Here is a 20,966-nt window from a genome sequence, read left to right on the forward strand (position 1 = left end):
ATTCATTTTTTGGTCAATACTGATCCAAATGAGTGCTGATTCATCTTTGTGAACCCGGTAAAAGAAAGGGGATACTGACACATGAGTTCACAGAATTGGGTAAAAAAAGCATGGTCACAGTTAGCAGGGCCGGAGTCTACACGTGTTGAAAACTGGATCAACGGACTATGGATCATTCTAACCGCTGTTGCCTTTCTGATCAGTTTGGGCATTCGGGAGATTCAATGGTCATGGGTGCAATTACTGATCGTCATTCTCATTTTTGTGGATATCACGGGAGGAGTGAGCGTCAATGCCTCCAATTCCGCAAAGGCATGGTGGCACCGCCCCTCTCAAACCAAAAAAGATCATATCTACTTTGTGCTCATTCATATCCAACCCTTTATTTTGGCACTGTTATTCACTGAGATCACATGGATTCAAGCGACTGTTGCCTATTTGTTTTTACTCCTTGCCAGTCTGATCATTCTAAGCGTTCCTCTGTTTATTCAGCGATTGGTGGCGTTCATTTTTTATACCCTATCCCTTGCTTTAATCCAGTATTATCTGAATACCCCACCAGGACTGGAATGGTTTTACCCCTTATTCTATTTAAAGCTGTTCTTGGCACATTTGGTGAAAGAGTCCATTCCTGAGAAGTGACCTTCCCTATCCAAGCATGAACCATTCGTTTTCCGGCTACACTGGAAAATATCTCACAATCACTAAGAGGGTGCTGCTCATGAAACGCCGGAGAAAAATAGGGATCATTCTTGTAACCGTCGTTGCATCTCTGTCACTTTTCGCCTGCAATGCTGGGGATGGAAAAACAGAAGAGCAAAAAGGTGCACTAAGTACTCCACATATCCATGGTCTTTCCTATTCAGATGATGGAAAAACATTGATCGCAGCAACCCACCACGGAATCTACCGCTATCAAAACCGTTCATGGACCGGTCCTGTGGGAGAAAGCCACGATCTCATGGGCTTCTCCTACACCCAACATGGGATCTTCGCCAGCGGGCATCCGGCCGAAGGCTCCAATCTACCGGACCCTTTGGGCTTAATCATCAGCAATGATGAAGGTCAATCGTGGACCCCTGTCAAATTCCAAGGGGAATCCGATTTTCACTATATGACAGCCGGTTTTGAATCAGGAGCAATCTTTGTTTGGAATGAACATCCCAATGAAGAATTGGAGACAGGGCTTTATACTTCACAGAAAAAGGGAGAAAAGTGGAACAGAGTCTCCACAAAAGGGATCGACGGTAAAATGATCACCATGGATGCCCATCCGCAAAAAGCAGATGCATTGGTTGTCGGTACCGACCAAGGTGTTTATCTGAAAAGCGGAAATAAAAAAGACTTTGAAAACGTATGGACGGGTATTCAAGCCACCGCTTTGCTACACGACCGCAAAAATCCGGAAAAAATATGGATTGGTACTTACACCGACCAACCCCATCTATACCATCTGAATATCCGATCAAAAAAGAAAAAGGAAGTCCCTCTCCCCTTTGATCATACAAACGACGCCATTCAGTTTATTGCGCAAAGCTCCAGCAATCCTGAAACGTTAGCCATTTCCACGTTTGATGGAAACATCTATACCAGCCGTGATGGAGGAGGAACTTGGACACAGGTGTCGCAGGGAAAAGGGGAAACTGATGAAACAAATCCCAGTGCCTGAAAAGCACTGGGATTTATTGGTTCACATCAGGGTTGATTACTGAGACGGTAACGGTCTCGTACACCAACCGCGGCTTTCACCATATTTTTCAACGCTGGAATCACTTCTTCTCTCCTTCGTGTTTTTAGCCCACAATCCGGATTGATCCAAAACAGGCTAGGGTCCAGCACACCAATCGCCTGGTTAATAATCTTTTCCATCTCTTCCACTTGAGGGATTCGGGGACTGTGTATATCATAAACCCCCAGTCCAATGCCATGATCATAGGTATGCTTTTCAAAGACTTCAATCAACTCTCCGTGGCTGCGGGATGTTTCTATGGAAATGACATCTGCATCCAAGTCCCGAATGGAGTCAATGATTTCACTAAATTCACAATAGCACATATGCGTATGGATCTGCGTTGTATCCTTCACCGATGAAGTCGCCAGACGGAAGGCTTCAACAGACCAGGCGAGAAAATCGGACCACGCTTCCTTTTTCAAAGGCAACCCTTCTCTTAGAGCCGGTTCATCCACTTGAATCATTTCAATTCCAGCGGACTCCAAATGTTGCACCTCTTCTCGCAAAGCTAAAGCCACCTGGAACGCAACATCCCGTCGAGGAATGTCATCCCGAACAAAAGACCAGTTTAAAATGGTGCTGGGACCAGTCAACATCCCTTTCACCGGTTTATCCGTAAGGGATTGAGCATAAGAGCTCTCCCTAACCGTCATCGGTTCTACAAATCGAACATCCCCGTAAAGGATCGGAGGTCGGGTACAACGGGAGCCGTAAGACTGAACCCATCCATTTCGGGTGAAGGCAAACCCTTCCAACCTTTCTCCAAAGTACTCCACCATATCGGAGCGTTCAAATTCTCCATGAACCAGAACATCCAAACCAACCTCTTCCTGAAGGCGAATCCACTCAACGATTTTTTCTTGAACGAACTTGTTGTAGCGTTCCTCTGACCACTCTTTTTTCCGCCTTTTCAGCCGGGCACGTCGGACTTCTTTCGTCTGGGGAAGGCTACCAATCGTTGTGGTCGGAAAAAGAGGAAGATTCCACCGTTTCTGCTGCTTCTCCCATCGTAATTCAAAGGGAGTGCGTACGGTATCCTGAGGCTTCACATCTTTAACCGCTTCCCGAACCTGGGGTTGATGACGAAGATCGGATTGATCCAAATCATCCAGCCTTTTATTGCTCTCCTTCAATCGATCAACCGTTTTTTCCCTTCCTTCCCGCAGGTGTTGGGTTAATATTTCCACTTCGTCCAATTTTTCATCAGCAAACGATAAGGCTTTTTTCAGCAACGGGTCCAGCTCCGTCTCTGCTGTTACCGTAACAGGAACATGAATCAAACTGCACGAAGGCTGAACAAACACACCCGATCCAAAGGAGGTCAACCATTCCAAAATCTCTGCCTTTTCTGACAGACGACTGTGCCAGATATTGCGACCATCCACAATGCCGGCTCCCAATACTTTGTCATCTGGGAAACCGTGGGACTTGATCAGATCAAAATTCTTCTTGCCTGCCGCAAAATCCAGTCCAATCCCTTGAACAGGAAGCTCTACCGTTTCGGGATAGTATTCAATGGAATCAAAGTATGTTTGTAACATCAGCTTCAATGAAGGAGCCGCCTGACGAAGTTCTTGGTAAACCTCCACCACAATTTTCATTTCTTCCTTGGGAAAAGAGGTGACTAGGATGGGTTCATCCATCTGCACCCACTCCACTCCTTCTCTTTCCAATTCAGCGAGCACCTGTTTATATAATGGAACCAGAATTTCCAGATATTGGCTGAAATCCTTCTGTTCATATCCCTTGGACAACTTTAAAAACGTATAGGGGCCAATCAAGACAGGCTTTCCTTCAATGCCCAGCTCGGCTTTTGCTTCCCGGTATTCCCTGAGTGGCCGATTCTCCGTCAACTGAGGCTTGAGCCCTTCCCACTCCGGTACAATATAATGGTAGTTGGTGTTAAACCATTTTGTCATTTCACAAGCGACACGGTCTTGACTTCCCCTGGCCATTTCAAAATATGTGTTGACCGATACCGGCCCCCCATCATAGCCAAACCGACGAGGAACCAGCCCAAACATGGCGGCTGTATCCAACATGGAATCATATAATGTAAAGTCACCGACAGGAATCCAATCAATCCCTTTATCCGCCTGCTTTTTCAGATTATTGAGCCGTATGGTTTTCAGTTGTTTCATCAAGGATTCCTGGGTTAAGTCACCAGCCCAATAAGACTCCAATGCTTTTTTCCATTCTCGTTGTTCCCCAATGCGCGGATATCCAAGATTACTGCTTTTCACCCATTTCATTAAACATCCTCCTTATAAGCAAATTAAAAAACATCCCAGAAATCTGAAAAAAGGGATGCCTGAAACATTCAAACCATACGAATGGTTTGAATCCATTTATTCCAAGCACACCTCCCTATCCTCCGTAGGTCCAGCAGTGGCGTTGAAACAGGCAGGTCTCCTGGCTTCAGAATCCTTGCTGCACGCTTTGCCTTCCCGGTAAATACCAGTGACATGTACAAGCGTCAACTTCTCTGTTACAGTGGCGGGACCGCGTCGGATTTCCACCGACTTCCCTTTTAAACCTCATCCACAGCGACAAGGTACCTGTTCCCTTTGCATGTTCTATTTCCTAGTTAAACTATAGGATTACATGGAATTAAACAAAAGTCAATAACCAATTTTAATGATTCAAATATTTCCTTTGGATAGGGGATGTTGACAGCCCTTTATCCAAAAATACCCTATATTGATCCATACATCAATATAGATTTAAATATATAAGTGGGAACGATCACCATGTTCTTCGGTGTCAGGAGGATAAAAATGAAAATTTTTCTAAAGCCAAAGATATATGTAAAAGTGACCTTAATTGTAATGGTCTTGTTTTTTGGTATTTATTTTACTCTTTTAAGCGGCTCACCGATCAAGGCAAAAATAGTAAGCATCAATATTGATCGAGTGGATGAGTTAAATATGGATAAAAATGAATGGATGCATCGTTTTGGACTAAATGCCAAACAGGCAGAGGATCTGCTTCAACATTCAGAGCGTTATCGGTTTATTCAGTATCGCTGTGAATTAAACAACACCTCTAAATTTGTCGGGATTTTTGGATTTGCATACCAACCCACCTTCTCAGAGGAAATGAAGAAGAGAGTACTGTGGACTCAAAAAAACCCTTTTAGCTATGATTTTCCACCCAAAAAAGAAAAAGAGGAAACCATCCAGGTGTTGATTAAACTCAAAAAAGATGATGATTTAAATCAAGTGATTGAGCTGGCAAAGAAAGATCGATTTATTATCCACGGAAATAAGTCCATATCATCTGATAATCCCCTTGACGGCATTTCGATAGGCTCATTTTCCGTTGAAATGAAGTATGAAGAAACTCAATAAAAACCGTACCTTGAACAAAAACAGCCCAGTTGCCACCGGGCTGTTTTTTCAGCATTCAAAATCAGAGGGTCAATAACGAACGCTTCTTTTTTTGATAAACAGGAGAACAACCACCAACAGGGTCACAGCACTTACCAAACCGATCCACACCTCATGCAACAAACCGTAAACCAAATATCCTGCACTGGCAGTTCCCGCCGCCAACAAAGCATAGGGCAATTGGGTACGCACATGATCCATATGATCGCATTGAGCACCGGCGGAAGACAGAATCGTGGTGTCGGAAATAGGCGAACAGTGATCACCAAATACGGCACCACCCAAAACTGCACCGATAAAAGGCAAAACCCAGTCCGGGGAAAACTGTCCGGCAATCGCGGCACCGATTGGAATCATAATGGCAAATGTCCCCCATGATGTCCCTGTGGAAAAAGCCATTATACCGGAAATGATAAAGAGGACAATCGGCATCATTTCCAATGGCAGACTCGCCGATTTCACCAAACCGGCCAAATATTCCCCTGTACCCAGTTTTTCCACAATATCCCCTACCGACCAGGCCAATACAAGGATCACTACCGCACCAAGCATACTCTCCATCCCTTTGGAAAATATAGAAAGAAATTCTCCAGCCTGAATCCGTTTGCGAGGGATATAGAGAACAGCGGTAAAAATGATTGAAATGACCCCGGCGTATAGAAGAGAGAGCATGACATCAGCATCACCCAATACCTGGATGACCCCCTTCTTCTGTTCAAAATAGCCTCCTGTTTGCAAGATAAAAAACAGGGTTACTCCGATTAGCATGGCCAAAGGAAGCACCAGGTCCATCACGCTTTTCCCGTTTTGTTGTGATTCAACACGTTGCTTTTGAACACTCTGCATCGCTTTCTGTTCGTGCTTTTTCATCGGACCGAAATCAATTCGGAGCCAGACAGTCAGAAAAACCAGCAGGAGAGCCGAAATTGCATAATAGTTGGCAGGAATTAATGAGATAAATGCTGTCATCGGAGACAAACTGTCCACACCATACTGTTGAATCGGCTTGGCGATCTGGGACATCAGGTAAGCTCCCCAACTGGATAAAGGAACCAGAATACAGACAGAGGCAGCGGTAGCATCCAGGATATATGCCAGCTTGGCTCTGGACACACCCTGTCGATCCGTAATCGGACGTGCAATTTGACCGACAGCCAGACAGTTGAAATAATCATCGATAAAGACGGCGCAACCTGCTGCAAATGGAACCATTTGTGCACCAGCCCGCGATTTCACATTGGACATCGCCCATCGGCCAAATCCTTCCGCTCCACCGGATTCACCAATCAGATTGGTCAGTCCTCCCAAAATCAGAAGGAAAATAATGGTAGGAACCGACCATTCCGGATCAGCAATCTGTGCAAAAATCACCTGAAATGAATCAGCCAATCCCTGGGTGACAGAAAAATCAGCTAAAATCACACTGCCACTCGCTATACCCAGTAATAGGGACAAAATCACCTCACGTGTCAATAACGCTGCTCCAATCGCGATCAATGGCGGAAGGAGCGATAACCAAGTCTCTGTCAACTCATTCTCTCCTTTCTGTATACAAGATATCTTGATTTTTTTAATACTACCATTGATCCCTTCGGGATCAAACCAAAATATATTGGATATCCGGTTTCTCTCTACATATTGCACTTGTTGTCTCCGGATTTACACAAATGATACCTGTTATTTAAAGGAAATAATCATTGGGCTTCATCCACGCGATTCAATCTTTTCTCTCTGCTTCAAGGAAAGATAAATCCCCATTAATAAGCATCTCATTCTCTCACTTTCTTACACCACAAACCACCCTAGGAGCTCCGTTGTGGGTCCCTGGAAACAATCGCTGCCAGATTCACTGGTCACCAGAAACCCCGACCTGTGTCTCCACTTGATCACCATATCCCGCAGGGTATCCAAACCTGCTTTCCAAAACCGGATTCAAAATCCTTTGCAGTAGCCTACATTCATTGAGGAACGCGTTTTTTCCGGTTCGCGGAATATAAAAAATATTAATAATTATTTATCTATTACTTCATATTTACCATTTATTATAAGTTAAGACAACAACTTATCTAAGGGAGGAAGAAAAATCAACTATGCGAAAAATCGTTATCTCTTGTCTCTTGACGTTTTTCATGGTGTTTCATTCGTTTACTGGAGTGGTGGAGGGACGACCAGAATCGCGATCTCCAAAGCCGCTCCATGTCGAGGTAACGGCTGATGCGGAGACGGAACCGGTGGAAAGCGAAGAGGATGCCGCGGACGATCCCGCCATCTGGGTCCATCCGACCGATTCGGAAAAGAGTCTTCTGATCGGAACGGATAAGAAAAAAGGGTTGAATATCTACAATTTGGAAGGGAAACAAGTAAACTCCGTTGATCTAGGGAGAATCAACAATGTGGATGTGCGCTACAACTTTCCGCTGGGAGAGAAAAAAGTGGATATCGTAGCAGGTACAAACCGCACAACCAATACGATTGACATCTTTTCAATCTCTCAAACCGGAAAATTGAAGAATATTGCAGCACATCCAATCCAAGCGGATATGACGGAAGTGTATGGATTTAGTCTGTACCAGAGCCGTCGAAGCGGAGATTTTTATGCGATGGTTGTGGGAAAACAGGGGGAATTTGAACAATACCGACTCTATGACAATGGAAAAGGCAGGGTAAAAGGCAAGAAAGTGCGGGAATTCAAATTGGGGTCAAAAGCGGAAGGGATGGTCGTCGATGACGAATACGGGTATCTCTACATAGCGGAAGAGGAAGTGGCAATCTGGAAATATGACGCTGAACCGAATGGCGACAGAGAGCCGACGATCGTGGATCGTGCGGATGGAAATCACCTGCACGCGGATATTGAGGGTTTGACACTGTACTACGGGGCAAAGGGAAAAGGGTATTTAATCGCCTCCAGTCAAGGCGATAACAGCTATGCGATTTATGATCGGAAGGGAAAAAACAAATACATTGGCAACTTTCGCATTGTCGATGGTGACAAAACGGACGGCACGGAGGAAACCGATGGGATCGATGTCATTGGATTCGGTTTGGGTGATGCCTATCCCTATGGATTGTTTATCGCCCAGGATGGACAAAATCGGGAGAATGGCAGAATCGCCAACCAAAATTTTAAAATGGTAAGATGGGAAACGATCGCAGAGTCCTTTTGTCCAGAGTTGTGGACGGACGATGCTGTCAATCCACGTACATTGACCAAACGGAAACGATAAGATCAAACGGATGCGAATCTTCCTATGGAAGATCGCCTTCAGCCGTCTCTTCCGGATCTCATTGCCCTTCTAGTCCAATAGCAAGAATAACTCCCCTTCAGACCGGAATGTGTCATCGTGTACCACTAGAAAAGCCCGGCCAAACAGCCGGGCTCCTTACAGCTAGATACGACGAGTGTCGGTTGGGGAGTTTAGTTACTTTCATGTTTTCCTTCCCTTTACTTGTGCAATTCGTAAAAGGCTCTCCGATGCTTCCATCTCAAATCCCGGCTTTTCTTCGTCATCAGCCATCATATCTTGAAAATAATCGGAATTAGGAAGCTGTCTTTCATCCCCTGCAACAATCACCTGTTTTCCCCGAAAGGCAGAAGGAAGACCATCCTCCACTCTACATTGGGATGCTTCATCAATAATGACCATATCAAACATTCCCTTTTCCAAAGGGAAAATGGAAGAAAGTGTCTCTGGATTCGTTAACCACACAGGCACGATCTCCAACAACCCTGACCCAGAAAATTGACGAACCAACTTACGAAGAGGCCAAATTAGCCGCTTTTTCCCCACTTGATGCCGAAGCTCTTTTACAGCTTTGGGGAACTCTTTCTTCCGCTGCTCCACTCGTTGGGAAATGTTTCGGAGCAGACACTTTCTTGCAATCTCTCTTTTTTCCTGCAACAATTCTTTGTATGACTGACGAATTTCCTCATATTCATCTGAAGATATATTGGCAATCATGGGATACTGTTTCTCTATTTCATCCAACCATTGGACATATGCATTTTGTCGAATGGCCTCTGTCCAGCGCTTGGATAAACCCTCTGCCTGCCACCCGATTTGCTTGTGTACATAAGCGATCATTTCCCTCGCCAATGAAGAGGTTTGTTCCAGGAAACGATCCATTTCCCGCAGATCAGCAAAATCTGAGTCGAAATGTTGAATTACCTGCAACAGTTTGCTGCTTGGAACATTCCCCTCTGAGATCGCATTCTTCAGATCCTGAATCCAGTTGTCCTGGAAATAGGGCTGTAACTGATCCATTTCCTGCTTCATTTGCTCTGTTATCTGCGCCAGATCATACATCACCCGTAGACTGTCTTGAATATGGGTCCATTCCGATGTTGAGGTTGTTCCGGGAAATGAGTTCCCCTGCAACAGCTTCTGAATGATCTCTTTTCCGGCAAAAGATCTCCACCACCAGAAGCGTATTTTATGAATGATATTTTTCTTCTGAATCCCCAGAGTCGAATAAACCTTTTCCAGTCGGTCACTTACCAGCCATGTATAGGCCGGGGTGATCTTGGGATGATGCAAAGCTCTCAAGTATTCTTCCGCTTTCTTTGCCTTGCGGTAAATATTATCCAATCGCTCTCGTATAAACGTAAAAGACTGATGATCCAAAGAGGCAAAAGACTGACGCTTGTTTAAAGGATAATCCCTTTGACCGAAACGCTGATAAAAGGACGCATATGTGGAAACTTCCTGCAAAACATCCTCCAGGCTGTGTCGATCCAACTTATTCAAAAACCCACTGAGATCGATCACATCTTTCAACTGATCATGCGATTGAACCCGCGAATAGAGTTCATGGGCATGATATCCACTGCGGTGTGGCTCATACAGCCCTTTTTGGACAGCGTCCAACTTGGCTTTTTGATCTTCCAATCGCTGACACAGAGATTCGAACTGCTCCGTTGGATCAGAAAGGCTTTCTTTCGACCAAGAAAGTAAATGATAAATCTGGGTATACACCTTCTTTCGATCCGCCTTTTCATCATGAACCAAAGCTGTATACTTGCTCAGCCCTAGTCCATCCAAACGTTGGTACACCCCATCCAAAGCCGCCCGTTTCGGTGAAACCAACAACACTTTTTTCCTCTGCGACAAGGCATCTCCGATCAAATTTACGATCATCTGAGATCTTCCGGTACCTGGCGGATCATCGATCACCAACGTTTTCTTTTCGCGAGCATTCAGCAAAATTCGTTCCTGGGACACATCGAAAGGGAGAAGATAAAACCGTTCTTTTTCCGGCAACTCCCGTTTGCATTCCTCATCCTCTTCTGTAGAAACACCGTCTTTCAGCCGATCCGTTCCCGCTTGAAGAAGCTCTCCTACCATTCCCAACTCTTTCGTATCCATTGACATCAATTCTTGACAATCTTTCAGAATCGCTGACATTCCCTGGGGGAAATGTCCCAATACTGCATGACGATTCAATGTCAAAGGAGCTTGGTCCGGAAGTTCATCTTTTTTGTATTCAGGTAGTGGGAGAATATCAGGATTCGGATCGGAAAGATGAAGACCAAGATCACGTAGCCACTGCGTCCACTGTGTGATGTCTCCCTTGAGCGATTCCTTTTCCGCTTCCTCATAAATGGAATCCTCTACTTGAAATGAATGAAACGTATTCAACGCCAACATCAATGTCCGATTAAGTTGCGGCCCTCCTTCTCCACGATGCAGACGCCAAAATCGATTACTGGAATCCTGTCTCTCCAAACGTACGGGATAAAGAAAAAGTGGTGCCTGAATATAGGTTCCATCTTCCAAAGTTCCGGATAAAAAGGGATAACCCAGATACAGATCATACAGACCGGTCTCTTCTTCAACCTCTTTCAACGTTTGATACAACATTGTCAAATGATGGCTCAATGACTGCAAACGTTGATTCTCCCCTTTTATCCGCAAAAGGGATACTTTCTCTCTGCGTGACAAGATCCCCTTTATCACTTTTTCCGCTGTTCCGTCTTCCTGATCTTGATCCAACTGCAACAAATCCATCGCCCATTTTTTGTCCAGCTTCAACAAACGAATGGAGCGATTGTGTAGACTTAAATCTTTGAACCGATTCTTCAGCTCATTTAGTTGTCCTTCCATCATACACACCCCACGTAATTGATGAACAAAGTTAGAGAGGCAAAAAACACCCCTTTCTCACCACAACCCAAGGAAGTGTTCATGGTGCGACCAAAGGAAGTTCCTGTGTACGTTCGCTTTTCTCTCCGATAGCTGAAGCTAGAAAGACATAAATAAAGACAAATGAATCCACCGCCTGTCTCTTTAAATGAAATTCTATCATCTTAAGACTTGACTTTGCACATGTTCTATTAAAAATAGGTCATTATAATTACTTTCTCTGATGTAAACATGCTGACTGTATCTTTTTAGTTTTAAAAGTACCAAAAAGATCCGATTCCCCCCAGAAAAATAGACCGGTCTGAGACCGGTCTTCCCATCTGGAATATTTCATCAATGTATCATAAATGATCAGCTAAACGTTTTGCTCCATCATCCCATCCGGATGGCGGCTCACTTCCACCGAACCGTCCGGGTGACGGACATCCTTTTTCATCGTCCCATCCGGATGGCGGCTCACTTCCACCGAACCGTCCGGGTGACGGACATCCTCTTTCATCGTCCCGTCCGGATGCCGGCTCACTTCCACCGAGCCGTCCGGGTGACGGACATCCTCCTTCATCGTCCCGTCCGGATGCCGGCTTACTTCCACCGAGCCGTCCGGGTGACGGACATCCTCTTTCATCGTCCCGTCCGGATGCCGGCTCACTTCCACCGAGCCGTCCGGGTGACGGACATCCTCTTTCATCGTCCCGTCCGGATGCCGGCTCACTTCCACCGAGCCGTCCGGGTGACGGACATCCTCTTTCATCGTCCCGTCCGGATGCCGGCTCACTTCCATCGAGCCATCCGGGTGACGGACATCCTCTTTCATCGTACCGTCCGGATGGCGGCTTACTTCCATGGAACCGTCCACTCCTTGCATATTTGTCATACTGAGTCCCAAAACAAATACAGTTGCACCAATCAAAAACCCTTTACTAGAGATTTTCAAGGAAATCATCCTCCTCACTGATTTTTTCTTGCACCTTGTATATATTTCTCATACATCTTTGAAATTCCTGCTCATCTATTTTTTCCCAACATTTTGCGAGACGTAAGAGAATTGTTTGCTCTTTGTAACGGAGTTGGTTCGCATAAGCGAGATCATAGGCGTTTTGGTAACTAGAAATCGCCTGCTGATCTCCGCCTTGCAACCGATAATAATCCCCCAAAGAGATATACGCATTGATCAACCATGGTACATGATTCAATTTCTTTCCATTTTCTACTGCTTTTTCAATCACCTCACGAGCCTCTTCCCAGCGTTCTTGTTTCAAATACATCAATCCCAAACGTGTATAGGCATCAATCAGTGAGTGTTGGTGAATGGGTTTGTCTTTCAATTTCAATGCCATCCGAAAACAGTATTCTGCAATGGACCATTCCATTAACTTGATATACGCACTACCGAGAATGGCCCATAAATCAAACAGATGACCATACCGTTGGTCGAATTGTGCTATTTTCAATCCATCTTTGGCAATTTCAATCGCTTCCTGGTATAATCCCGTTTTTACAGATAGATCGGCGCGAAGACAATAGAGACTCAAAACAACACTGACCGGTTGAATTTCGGAAAGGTAATCCCAAGTGTCCTGAACCACCTGAAGTGCCTCATTCAACCGACCCAATCGCTCTAGATAAACTGCTTTATTCCGTAACAACTTATATTGAATAAACTTCCGGTCCCCCTCCGTTTGAAAAGCATCAAGACCACTTTCCGTAAATTTCAATGCCGTTTCCAAATTGTTCTGATGGTAACTACAGAGTCCTAACTCCGTAAAGCATGCTGCTTCAATATTGCTTTTCTCTCCATAGGGGTGTTGCTTGGATAAGCGTATACCATTGGACAATGCTCTCTCCGCTTTGTCCCATAATCTGTTTTGACAGTAGCAACGCCCTTTTAAATACCAAACTGTCGCTGCATACGGATGGGAATCTTCCAATTCAAGCCCATTTAATTCTTTCAAGAGATCATCAGTATTGCCAAATGCATCACGCATGGTCTCAATTGCAAACAGTTTAAATTCCAGATCTTTGTTCTCCCGCTGTTCATCCATTAACAGACTGGGAAGCTTGTCCATCTCAATGCCCAGCTTGGCCAGCAAATATTGAACCTTATCCAGACTGACATACGGAATACCACGTTCCACATTACTGATTGTGGCTGATGAAATGTTTTCGTCAGCCAAATCCTCCAGACGAAATCCCTTTTCTTTCCTGTTTTTTCTTATAATTTCGCCAATTTCTCGAATCGCGATGGCAGACATGACAATCCCCTTTCCAAATAATTACTTCTCCTTACAAAAGCAAATAGCCATCCACTGAAATATACTTATTAAGATATACGATAATCATATCCTTGTCCCCTCCTAAAAAAATATTAAAAAATAATTTTCCCAAATCGCATTCCACCCTCATATATTGTCGAATTTCTTGTTTTTATATCATATTACAATATATAATTTTATTTATTTTATAATAAACCCCTCAAACCCTGGTGGTAGCATCTGTCAGTGAAAGTAAGAGAAAGGAAGAGTCGCTTTCCGATCCCATCAGTTTTCATTCCAATGAATCCCATAAAGAGTATCATTCAGCAGATAACCTGCTCTTCACAGCAATTCGGTTTATGCAAACTACTATGTTGAGAAAAACAATGATCATCCTAGGCATTCGATCCCTAAAAAGGTTTTGAAATGGTATACACACAAAAATTTTACATTTACAAAAAATTATTGTGAACAATCAGGAATTCTAGAATGCATTCCAGAGCCCCCACAAGTGATATTTATTTGATACCGGGGCTTATACAGCGCCATTCATACATATTTCTATATGAATTAAATATACACCCCCCGCCGAAAATGAAGTTAAATTTATTTTTTATAACAAAAAATATATTTAAATCATAATGGAGTTATGTTATATTACTAAATATCTTTTGATTTGCTCTTTTTTATGAGGAAGGGAGAGGTTAATCGAAAGGCACGATCCAAACATAATCATTCGCCGATGGCGAAGTCCATAACTATCACTTCGATCGTCTTTTCCGAATAGTGCAAAGGGACAGAAAAATGGTTACCGATATTCATTACATTTAGGAGGGATTCTTTTGTTAAAGCGAACTCTTACAGTGTTGTCTGTTCTTCTTTTGATACTTGGTCTTTTCTTCTTCCCAGCGAGCGGAAATGCACAGGCAGCCGCCAATAAAGAGAAACCGACAAAATATGCAAAGGGAGAAATCATTGTCAAATTTAAGTCAGATACAAAACAGGGGAAAATGGCCAAAGTCCACAAACAGGAAGGCGCCAAACTGATCAAACGGAACAAAGCCAAAAAAGTGAAGTTTGATCTGGTAAAAGTGAAAGGAAAATCCGTCAAAAAAGCGGTCAAGGAATATAAAAAGAACCCCAATGTGGAATACGCAGAGCCCAACTATATCGTAAAAGCAGACTGGACTCCCAATGACACCTATTACCGTAGCTATCAATACGGACCTCAAAAAGTGAAGGCTCCAGCTGCATGGAATATCACCCGCGGTTCCAAAAGCACCCGGATTGCAATTGTGGATACGGGCGTCCAGTACAACCATCCCGACTTGTCCGGGAAAGTGATTCGTGGTTATGACTTTGTGGACAATGACTGGTATCCCAACGATGGGAATGGACACGGCACCCATGTGGCGGGAACAGCAGCCGCTGTCACCAACAACTCCCGCGGTGTAGCGGGAATGGCACCCAATGCAACCATCTACGCTGTCCGTGTTTTGAACAACCGTGGATATGGTACATTGTCTGATGTAGCCAACGGGATTATCCATGCAGCCAACAATGGCTCCGATGTCATTAACCTCAGTTTGGGTTTCACATACTATTCCAGCACCTTGGAAAACGCCGTCAACTATGCCTGGAATAAAGGAGCAGTCGTCGTTGCTGCCGCCGGAAACGATGGCAACACTGCCAAAAACTATCCGGCAGCCTATCGCAATGCCATCGCTGTGGCAAATACCGACGCCTACGATCGAAAAAATCCCCTATCCACCTATGGAACCTGGGTGGATGTAGCCGCTCCGGGTACAAACATCTTATCCACCCATCCGAATGGCTATCAATACATGAGTGGAACTTCCATGGCCTCTCCCCATGTGGCTGGCCTGGCAGGACTCCTGGATTCCCAGGGACGCAGCAACAGCAACATTCGGGCGGCCATTGAAAACACCGCTGACCGGATCAGCGGAACCGGCTACTACTGGCGGAAAGGACGCATTAACGCCTATCGTGCCGTCAACTATTGAAATATATTTATAGTAAGAGGGACCCACGGATCGGAGAATACTCTCCGATCCTTTTCAACATTTTCGGCAGTCGTTCAGATCCCAGCATTTTGCTTAACAAAGCAAATCCACAACTTGCTAATTCCCAAGTATGTTTTTATTTAAAATAAAAATTATAATATATATCCCGCTTAAATAAAGCAATCTTGGCTTTATTTGTTATATTTATTATTTTTAGATAAAAAAATATATTCAAATTTTCTCAAGATTATGTTATAGTATTTTCCAGAGGATCCTCTTAATTTATTTAAGCAGAAGGGAGAGGGGAACTAAAAAGTCACAAACATGCAGTGGTCAAACTGTATTCAAAAAGACGGTGTTTCTATTTTCTTCCTTTCGACCGATTTTTCCGAATAATCGAAAGGAACAGAAAGATGGTTCTTCCGATTTTCATCACATTTAGGAGGGATTCCTTTGAAACGAACCCTTACAGTCCTGTCTGTGCTTCCATTGACACTTAGTCTTCTCTTTACCCCGGCCAACACGGAGGTACAAGCTGCCAGCAAGCCAAAGCCGGCAAAGTATGCAAAGGGAGAAGTGATTGTCAAATTTAAATCGGATACCAAGCAAAGTAAAATGTCCAAGGTCCACAAACAGGAAGGTGCCAAACTGATCAAACGGAACAAAACAAAAAAAGTAAAGTTTGATCTGGTAAAAGTGAAGGGAAAATCCGTCAAAAAGGCGGTCAAGGAATATAAAAAGAATCCCAATGTGGAATACGCAGAACCCAACTACATCTTTAGAGCAAGCTGGACACCCAACGACACCTATTATCAGAGCTACCAATATGGCCCTCAAAAAGTGAAGGCTCCGGCTGCGTGGGATATTACCCGCAGTTCCGAAAGCACCCGGATTGCTGTGGTGGACACGGGCGTGCAGTACAATCATCCCGACTTGTCCGGCAAAGTCGTCCGTGGCTATGACTATGTAGATGGTGATTGGGATCCCAACGATGGGAATGGACACGGAACCCATGTGGCGGGAACAGCAGCCGCTGTCACTAACAACTCCCGCGGTGTAGCGGGGATGGCACCCAATGCAACCATCTACGCTGTCCGGGTCCTGAACAATTCCGGAAGCGGTACATTGTCCGATGTAGCCAACGGGATTATCCATGCAGCCAACAATGACTCCGATGTCATTAACCTCAGCCTGGGCGCCGCATATGGTTCCAGCACCTTGGAAAACGCCGTCAACTATGCCTGGAACAAAGGAGCCGTTGTCGTCGCTGCCGCCGGGAACGCCGGTAACACGGCAAAACACTACCCGGCAGCCTATTCCAACGCCATTTCGGTAGCTGCCACCGACGCCAACGACCGCAAAGCCTCCTTCTCCACCTATGGAAGCTGGGTAGATGTAGCCGCTCCAGGTGTCGATATCCTCTCCACCTGGCCTGGTGGCTATCGGTATCTGAACGGAACTTCCATGGCCGCTCCCCATGTGGCTGGCCTGGCGGGTCTTCTGGACTCCCAAGGACGCAGCAACAGCAATATCCGGGCCGCCATTGAAAACACCGCTGATCAGATCAGCGGAACAGGCTCCTACTGGCGGAAAGGGCGCATTAACGCCTATCGTGCCGTCAACTACTAAAATATATCCAGGGCGTTCTGCATATGGAACGCCCTGGATATATATTAACACTCTACGTCCAAAATGGGCTCCAAAGGAAGATTAGGCATCCATTCCATTTATAGGGAGGGATCTTTTTGAAACGAACGCTTACGGTGTTATTGGTCCTTCCGTTAACACTTAGTCTTCTCTTTACCCCGGCCAACACGGAGGTACAAGCTGCCAACAAGCCGAAGCCGGCAAAGTATGCAAAGGGAGAAGTGATTGTCAAATTTAAATCAGATACCAAGCAAAGTAAAATGTCCAAGGTCCACAAACAGGAAGGTGCCAAACTGATCAAACGGAACAAAACAAAAAAAGTAAAGTTTGATCTGGTAAAAGTGAAGGGAAAATCCGTCAAAAAGGCGGTCAAGGAATATAAAAAGAATCCCAATGTGGAATACGCAGAACCCAACTACATCTTTAGAGCAAACTGGACACCCAACGACACCTATTATCAGAGCTACCAATATGGCCCTCAAAAAGTGAAGGCTCCGGCTGCGTGGGATATTACCCGCAGTTCCGAAAGCACCCGGATTGCTGTGGTGGACACGGGCGTGCAGTACAATCATCCCGACTTGTCCGGCAAAGTCGTCCGTGGCTATGACTATGTAGATGGTGATTGGGATCCCAACGATGGGAATGGACACGGAACCCATGTGGCGGGAACAGCAGCCGCTGTCACTAACAACTCCCGCGGTGTAGCGGGGATGGCACCCAATGCAACCATCTACGCTGTCCGGGTCCTAAACGATTCCGGAAGCGGTACATTGTCAGATGTAGCCAACGGGATTATCCATACAGCTAACAATGGCTCCGATGTCATCAATTTGAGCTTAGGCTCCGCACATAATTCCAGTACCTTGGAAAACGCCGTCAACTATGCCTGGAATAAAGGGGCTGTCATTGTTGCCGCCGCTGGAAACAATGGTAACACAGCTAAACACTACCCGGCAGCCTATTCCAATGTGATCGCTGTAGCTTCCACCGACTCTAACGATCGAAAAGCTTCTCCTTCCACTTACGGGAGCTGGGTGGATGTAGCCGCTCCAGGTGTGAGGATCTTCTCCACCTACTCTGGTGGATATAGGTTCCTAAGCGGAACATCTATGGCTTCCTCCCATGTTGCCGGTCTGGCAGGCCTCTTAGATTCCCAAGGTCGGAGGAACAACAATATCCGTGCCGCCATCGAAAACACTGCCGACCGGATCAGCGGAACAGGCTCCTACTGGCGGAAAGGACGCATTAATGCCTATCGTGCCATCCGTTATTAAATATATCCACAGGGTGTTCCTCTCATGACCCCCTGTGGAATATTTTTTGAACTTATAGATCCTGTTCCTTTCTTTATCATACATTTTTCACTGCAAACAAGCACATTCCCATCCTCTTAAGGGTAGGATAAAGCGTCAACATCATAAGAGGAGGAAGTGCAATGCAGGATTATCACAATGGCTCATCGATGTTTGAAACCCATCCCCCCTACGCATCCCAGTATGGCCCTCCTTTTGGCAGAGGGTTTGGTCGCCGTTTCGGATACTCTCCCTATGGGTTTGGACCCAACCCTTACAATTATGGTGGGTGGGATTCATATGGAAGCCCTTATGGATATGGACAGTTCGGAGGATTCGGACCAGGATTTGGGCAATATGGAGGGGGCTTCGGTCCCGGCTTTGGAGGATTCAGTCCAGGGTTTGGAGGTCCTTTCGGAGGATTCGGTTTGTATTAAAAAGAAGCGTAACGTGATCTAAGGATCGGAGAATATATTCCGATCCTCTTTGTATTTTTCGCTCAATTATGTGAATAATGGCATTTAAATTTGGAAGGCGTATAACCAGTAATTTTACGAAAAGCTTTATAAAACTGACCCGCGTTCTGAAAACCAACCTCAAAGCCGACTTCCATATTGTTTAACTCACCTTGTAGAAGCAATTGTTTTGCTTGTTGAATACGAACCCTGATCAAATACTGCTTGGGACTGATTCCGATCCGGCTTTTAAACATACGTTGCAAATGCCAGGGACTGACGCCTGCTTTCTTGGACAGATTCTGCAAGGTCCACGGTTGGCTATACTCGCTGTCCAGAATGGTTTTTACCATACGAACAGTCTTTCCGTCTATATCACAATTTTCTCTTGGTAAATCCGGTCGGCAGCGTTTACAGGGGCGGTATCCTTTTTGCATCGCTTGCTTCGGATGGTAAAAATACTCCACATTAAACGGTTTGGGCTCTTTCGATTTGCAGGAAGGACGACAGAAAATCATTGTGGTTTTGACCGCATAGCAAAATAAATCATCATAATATGGATCGCAGTGAATCACCGCTTTCCACATGGTCTGTTCAGACAGATTCATCCCTACTCTTCCTTTCTCCCAAATGCCCCTTTCCATGTTTTTGCACACTCATATACAACATATACATTCCTCCAACCATGATGGGAACCAATAGATGAAATCCTAAAAAAGGAACAAAGACTATCAATAATAGGAAAGAAACCAACCCAGTAATCCAAGGAGCGGTAAATTTATCAAACAGTTTTAAAGATGCACCCATCGTAACAATATAAACCACAATACCAAGCGAATTGGGAACAAACAGCAACTGGGTAAAGTGAATATTGCGGAGAACCGTAAGTACAACACCTGATGAGGCAAATAACACGACCGTCCATACAACACGAGTAGGTGTATTCGTTTTGGGGTTTAAATGATAGAACCAGGATGGAAATGCCCGATCCCTGCTTAAAGCATATCCCAATTGGGTCAGACTGGCAATAAACGCATTCACCGTCCCGGTGCAAATAATAAAAGCGAGAATGGAAGTTGCCCACTGGGCGCCTAATCCCAATGAACGCTGAATCATTAATCCCAGCGGTGCGGAGTCACTATTCAAATCCCCATAAGTTCCACTGCCTATCGTAATCCAACTGAGCAACAAAAATACCACACCAATTACCGCCGCACTGATCATGGCACTCGGAACAGAATCCTTCTCAGGATCTTTAAATCGATCCGCCAGGTTGCAAATCGCCTCCCAACCAAAAAAAGACCAAAAAATCATAATGACAGCCGTCCCGACCGAAATCCAACCATTTGGAAGAAATGGTTGAAAGTGATCCCAGCGAATAAAGGGAATAGTGGAGATAATTGTTAAAACAATCAAAAAAAGAAGGATCGAACTGAGAATCAGAGACACTTTACCACTGACACGGATGCCACAGTGATTGGACCAGCCACCGAGAAGCAGAATGACTAAAGCCAGTCCTGCAACCCACCATTCAGACAATCCAAAGGCAACACCTGCATAGCTTGCACCCGTCAAAGACACAATCACCTGACCAACAGCTGCTGTCAAGAAATAAAACCACCCTACCAAATTTCCGGCATGATTTCCAAACGCCATCCGAACAAACGTAGCAGCACCTCCGGCATCCGGCCAGACCTTGGACAGAAACGCAAACGTGTAAGCCAATGGAAAACTGAACAGCACCACAATCAACCACGACAAAAGGGAAGCCGGTCCGGCTTCCGTTGCTGTTCCTGCTGATAAGAACAAAACACCGGAGCCGAGGATTGCCGATATATATAGGGCGATGGCTTGAGAGAGATTAATGGATTTCTTCATTGCAAACCATCTCCCAGCTTCACAATCCCAATACCTTTTTTGATAGAATCACCATATCGCTGTATCATGAAATCGCCTTCCTTCAATAGCTTTTCTTATATGTATCATATCCCCTCAGAAGATGTCGTTCGCTTTTTTGCTCATCCATTTTGCT

At 45.0% G+C, this 20,966-nt stretch carries 15 protein-coding genes and 1 riboswitch; of the genes, 8 read left to right on the forward strand and 7 right to left on the reverse strand.

Annotation, left to right across the window (positions count from 1 at the left end):
- The first annotated feature begins 81 nt into the window (after window positions 1-81).
- Together FN782_RS13055 and FN782_RS13060 are read left to right on the forward strand one after the other, a co-directional pair.
- Window positions 82-642, forward strand: a complete 561-nt coding sequence (locus FN782_RS13055; protein ID WP_142506248.1) for a hypothetical protein — start codon at window positions 82-84, stop codon at window positions 640-642.
- A 79-nt stretch (window positions 643-721) separates the two neighbouring features.
- Window positions 722-1,669, forward strand: coding sequence for a F510_1955 family glycosylhydrolase (locus FN782_RS13060; protein ID WP_142506249.1), 948 nt, complete (start codon window positions 722-724; stop codon window positions 1,667-1,669).
- A gap of 26 nt (window positions 1,670-1,695) precedes the next feature.
- On the opposite strand, the gene metE is transcribed toward FN782_RS13060, so the two are convergent.
- On the reverse strand, window positions 1,696-3,984 hold the full coding sequence (metE, locus tag FN782_RS13065; protein ID WP_142506250.1) for a 5-methyltetrahydropteroyltriglutamate--homocysteine S-methyltransferase: 2,289 nt from the start codon (window positions 3,982-3,984) through the stop codon (window positions 1,696-1,698).
- Between the two features lie 133 nt (window positions 3,985-4,117).
- Window positions 4,118-4,309, reverse strand: a riboswitch (cobalamin riboswitch).
- Window positions 4,310-4,509: 200 nt separating this feature from the next.
- Here metE and FN782_RS13070 point away from each other — a divergent pair.
- Window positions 4,510-5,082 (forward strand): hypothetical protein, encoded by a 573-nt coding sequence (locus FN782_RS13070; RefSeq protein WP_142506251.1) that lies wholly within the window; start codon window positions 4,510-4,512, stop codon window positions 5,080-5,082.
- Between the two features lie 69 nt (window positions 5,083-5,151).
- Here the strand turns inward: FN782_RS13070 and FN782_RS13075 are convergent, their stop codons facing one another.
- On the reverse strand, window positions 5,152-6,651 hold the full coding sequence (locus FN782_RS13075; protein ID WP_142506252.1) for a Na+/H+ antiporter NhaC family protein: 1,500 nt from the start codon (window positions 6,649-6,651) through the stop codon (window positions 5,152-5,154).
- A 560-nt stretch (window positions 6,652-7,211) separates the two neighbouring features.
- Between FN782_RS13075 and FN782_RS13080 the strand changes: the two genes are divergently transcribed.
- Window positions 7,212-8,348, forward strand: a complete 1,137-nt coding sequence (locus FN782_RS13080; protein ID WP_281285959.1) for a phytase — start codon at window positions 7,212-7,214, stop codon at window positions 8,346-8,348.
- Between the two features lie 201 nt (window positions 8,349-8,549).
- On the opposite strand, the gene FN782_RS13085 is transcribed toward FN782_RS13080, so the two are convergent.
- The 3 genes from FN782_RS13085 to FN782_RS13095 form a co-directional block, all read right to left on the reverse strand.
- A complete protein-coding gene (locus FN782_RS13085) occupies window positions 8,550-11,225 on the reverse strand; it encodes an AAA domain-containing protein (protein ID WP_185956290.1) in 2,676 nt (891 codons plus the stop codon).
- 394 nt (window positions 11,226-11,619) lie between these two features.
- Entirely contained in the window at window positions 11,620-12,198 is a 579-nt protein-coding gene (locus tag FN782_RS13090) for a T-complex 10 C-terminal domain-containing protein (protein ID WP_142506254.1), read from the reverse strand.
- Window positions 12,185-13,516, reverse strand: a complete 1,332-nt coding sequence (locus tag FN782_RS13095; protein ID WP_142506255.1) for a tetratricopeptide repeat protein — start codon at window positions 13,514-13,516, stop codon at window positions 12,185-12,187. The genes FN782_RS13090 and FN782_RS13095 overlap by 14 nt, the downstream gene beginning before the upstream one ends.
- 842 nt (window positions 13,517-14,358) lie before the next feature.
- On the opposite strand from FN782_RS13095, the gene FN782_RS13100 reads away from it, so the two are divergent.
- The 4 genes from FN782_RS13100 to FN782_RS13115 all read left to right on the forward strand — a co-directional run bounded on the left by FN782_RS13100 (window position 14,359) and on the right by FN782_RS13115 (window position 18,938).
- Window positions 14,359-15,540 carry a S8 family peptidase gene (locus tag FN782_RS13100; protein ID WP_142506256.1) on the forward strand — a complete coding sequence of 394 codons (1,182 nt, stop codon included), beginning with the start codon at window positions 14,359-14,361 and terminating at the stop codon, window positions 15,538-15,540.
- Window positions 15,541-15,993: 453 nt separating this feature from the next.
- Entirely contained in the window at window positions 15,994-17,169 is a 1,176-nt protein-coding gene (locus FN782_RS13105; protein ID WP_142506257.1) for a S8 family peptidase, read from the forward strand.
- Between the two features lie 116 nt (window positions 17,170-17,285).
- A complete protein-coding gene (locus FN782_RS13110) occupies window positions 17,286-18,461 on the forward strand; it encodes a S8 family peptidase (protein ID WP_185956291.1) in 1,176 nt (391 codons plus the stop codon).
- A 177-nt stretch (window positions 18,462-18,638) separates the two neighbouring features.
- The gene (locus tag FN782_RS13115; protein WP_185956292.1) at window positions 18,639-18,938 is read left to right on the forward strand and encodes a hypothetical protein; all 300 of its coding nucleotides are present in this window, start codon (window positions 18,639-18,641) and stop codon (window positions 18,936-18,938) included.
- 40 nt (window positions 18,939-18,978) lie between these two features.
- On the opposite strand, the gene FN782_RS13120 is transcribed toward FN782_RS13115, so the two are convergent.
- Both FN782_RS13120 and FN782_RS13125 read right to left on the reverse strand, forming a co-directional pair.
- Window positions 18,979-19,542, reverse strand: coding sequence for a bifunctional transcriptional activator/DNA repair enzyme AdaA (locus FN782_RS13120; protein ID WP_185956293.1), 564 nt, complete (start codon window positions 19,540-19,542; stop codon window positions 18,979-18,981).
- A complete protein-coding gene (locus FN782_RS13125) occupies window positions 19,529-20,812 on the reverse strand; it encodes an APC family permease (RefSeq protein ID WP_142506259.1) in 1,284 nt (427 codons plus the stop codon). Before FN782_RS13125 ends, FN782_RS13120 begins: the two co-directional genes overlap by 14 nt.
- Window positions 20,813-20,966 lie beyond the last annotated feature (154 nt).

It is taken from the genome of Melghirimyces algeriensis (assembly GCF_900182565.1).
GTDB lineage: Bacteria > Bacillota > Bacilli > Thermoactinomycetales > DSM-45169 > Melghirimyces > Melghirimyces algeriensis.

What these genes read in the sequence shown, in the direction of transcription:
- FN782_RS13115 (WP_185956292.1), top strand. Translation starts at nt 18,639, where the DNA reads ATGGCTCATCGATGTTTGAAACCCATCCCCCCTACGCATCCCAGTATG.
- FN782_RS13070 (WP_142506251.1), top strand. Translation starts at nt 4,510, where the DNA reads ATGAAAATTTTTCTAAAGCCAAAGATATATGTAAAAGTGACCTTAATT.
- FN782_RS13095 (WP_142506255.1), bottom strand. Translation starts at nt 13,516, where the DNA reads ATGTCTGCCATCGCGATTCGAGAAATTGGCGAAATTATAAGAAAAAAC.
- FN782_RS13060 (WP_142506249.1), top strand. Translation starts at nt 722, where the DNA reads ATGAAACGCCGGAGAAAAATAGGGATCATTCTTGTAACCGTCGTTGCA.
- FN782_RS13085 (WP_185956290.1), bottom strand. Translation starts at nt 11,225, where the DNA reads ATGGAAGGACAACTAAATGAGCTGAAGAATCGGTTCAAAGATTTAAGT.
- FN782_RS13080 (WP_281285959.1), top strand. Translation starts at nt 7,212, where the DNA reads ATGCGAAAAATCGTTATCTCTTGTCTCTTGACGTTTTTCATGGTGTTT.
- FN782_RS13120 (WP_185956293.1), bottom strand. Translation starts at nt 19,542, where the DNA reads ATGAATCTGTCTGAACAGACCATGTGGAAAGCGGTGATTCACTGCGAT.
- FN782_RS13125 (WP_142506259.1), bottom strand. Translation starts at nt 20,812, where the DNA reads ATGAAGAAATCCATTAATCTCTCTCAAGCCATCGCCCTATATATATCG.
- metE (WP_142506250.1), bottom strand. Translation starts at nt 3,984, where the DNA reads ATGAAATGGGTGAAAAGCAGTAATCTTGGATATCCGCGCATTGGGGAA.
- FN782_RS13055 (WP_142506248.1), top strand. Translation starts at nt 82, where the DNA reads ATGAGTTCACAGAATTGGGTAAAAAAAGCATGGTCACAGTTAGCAGGG.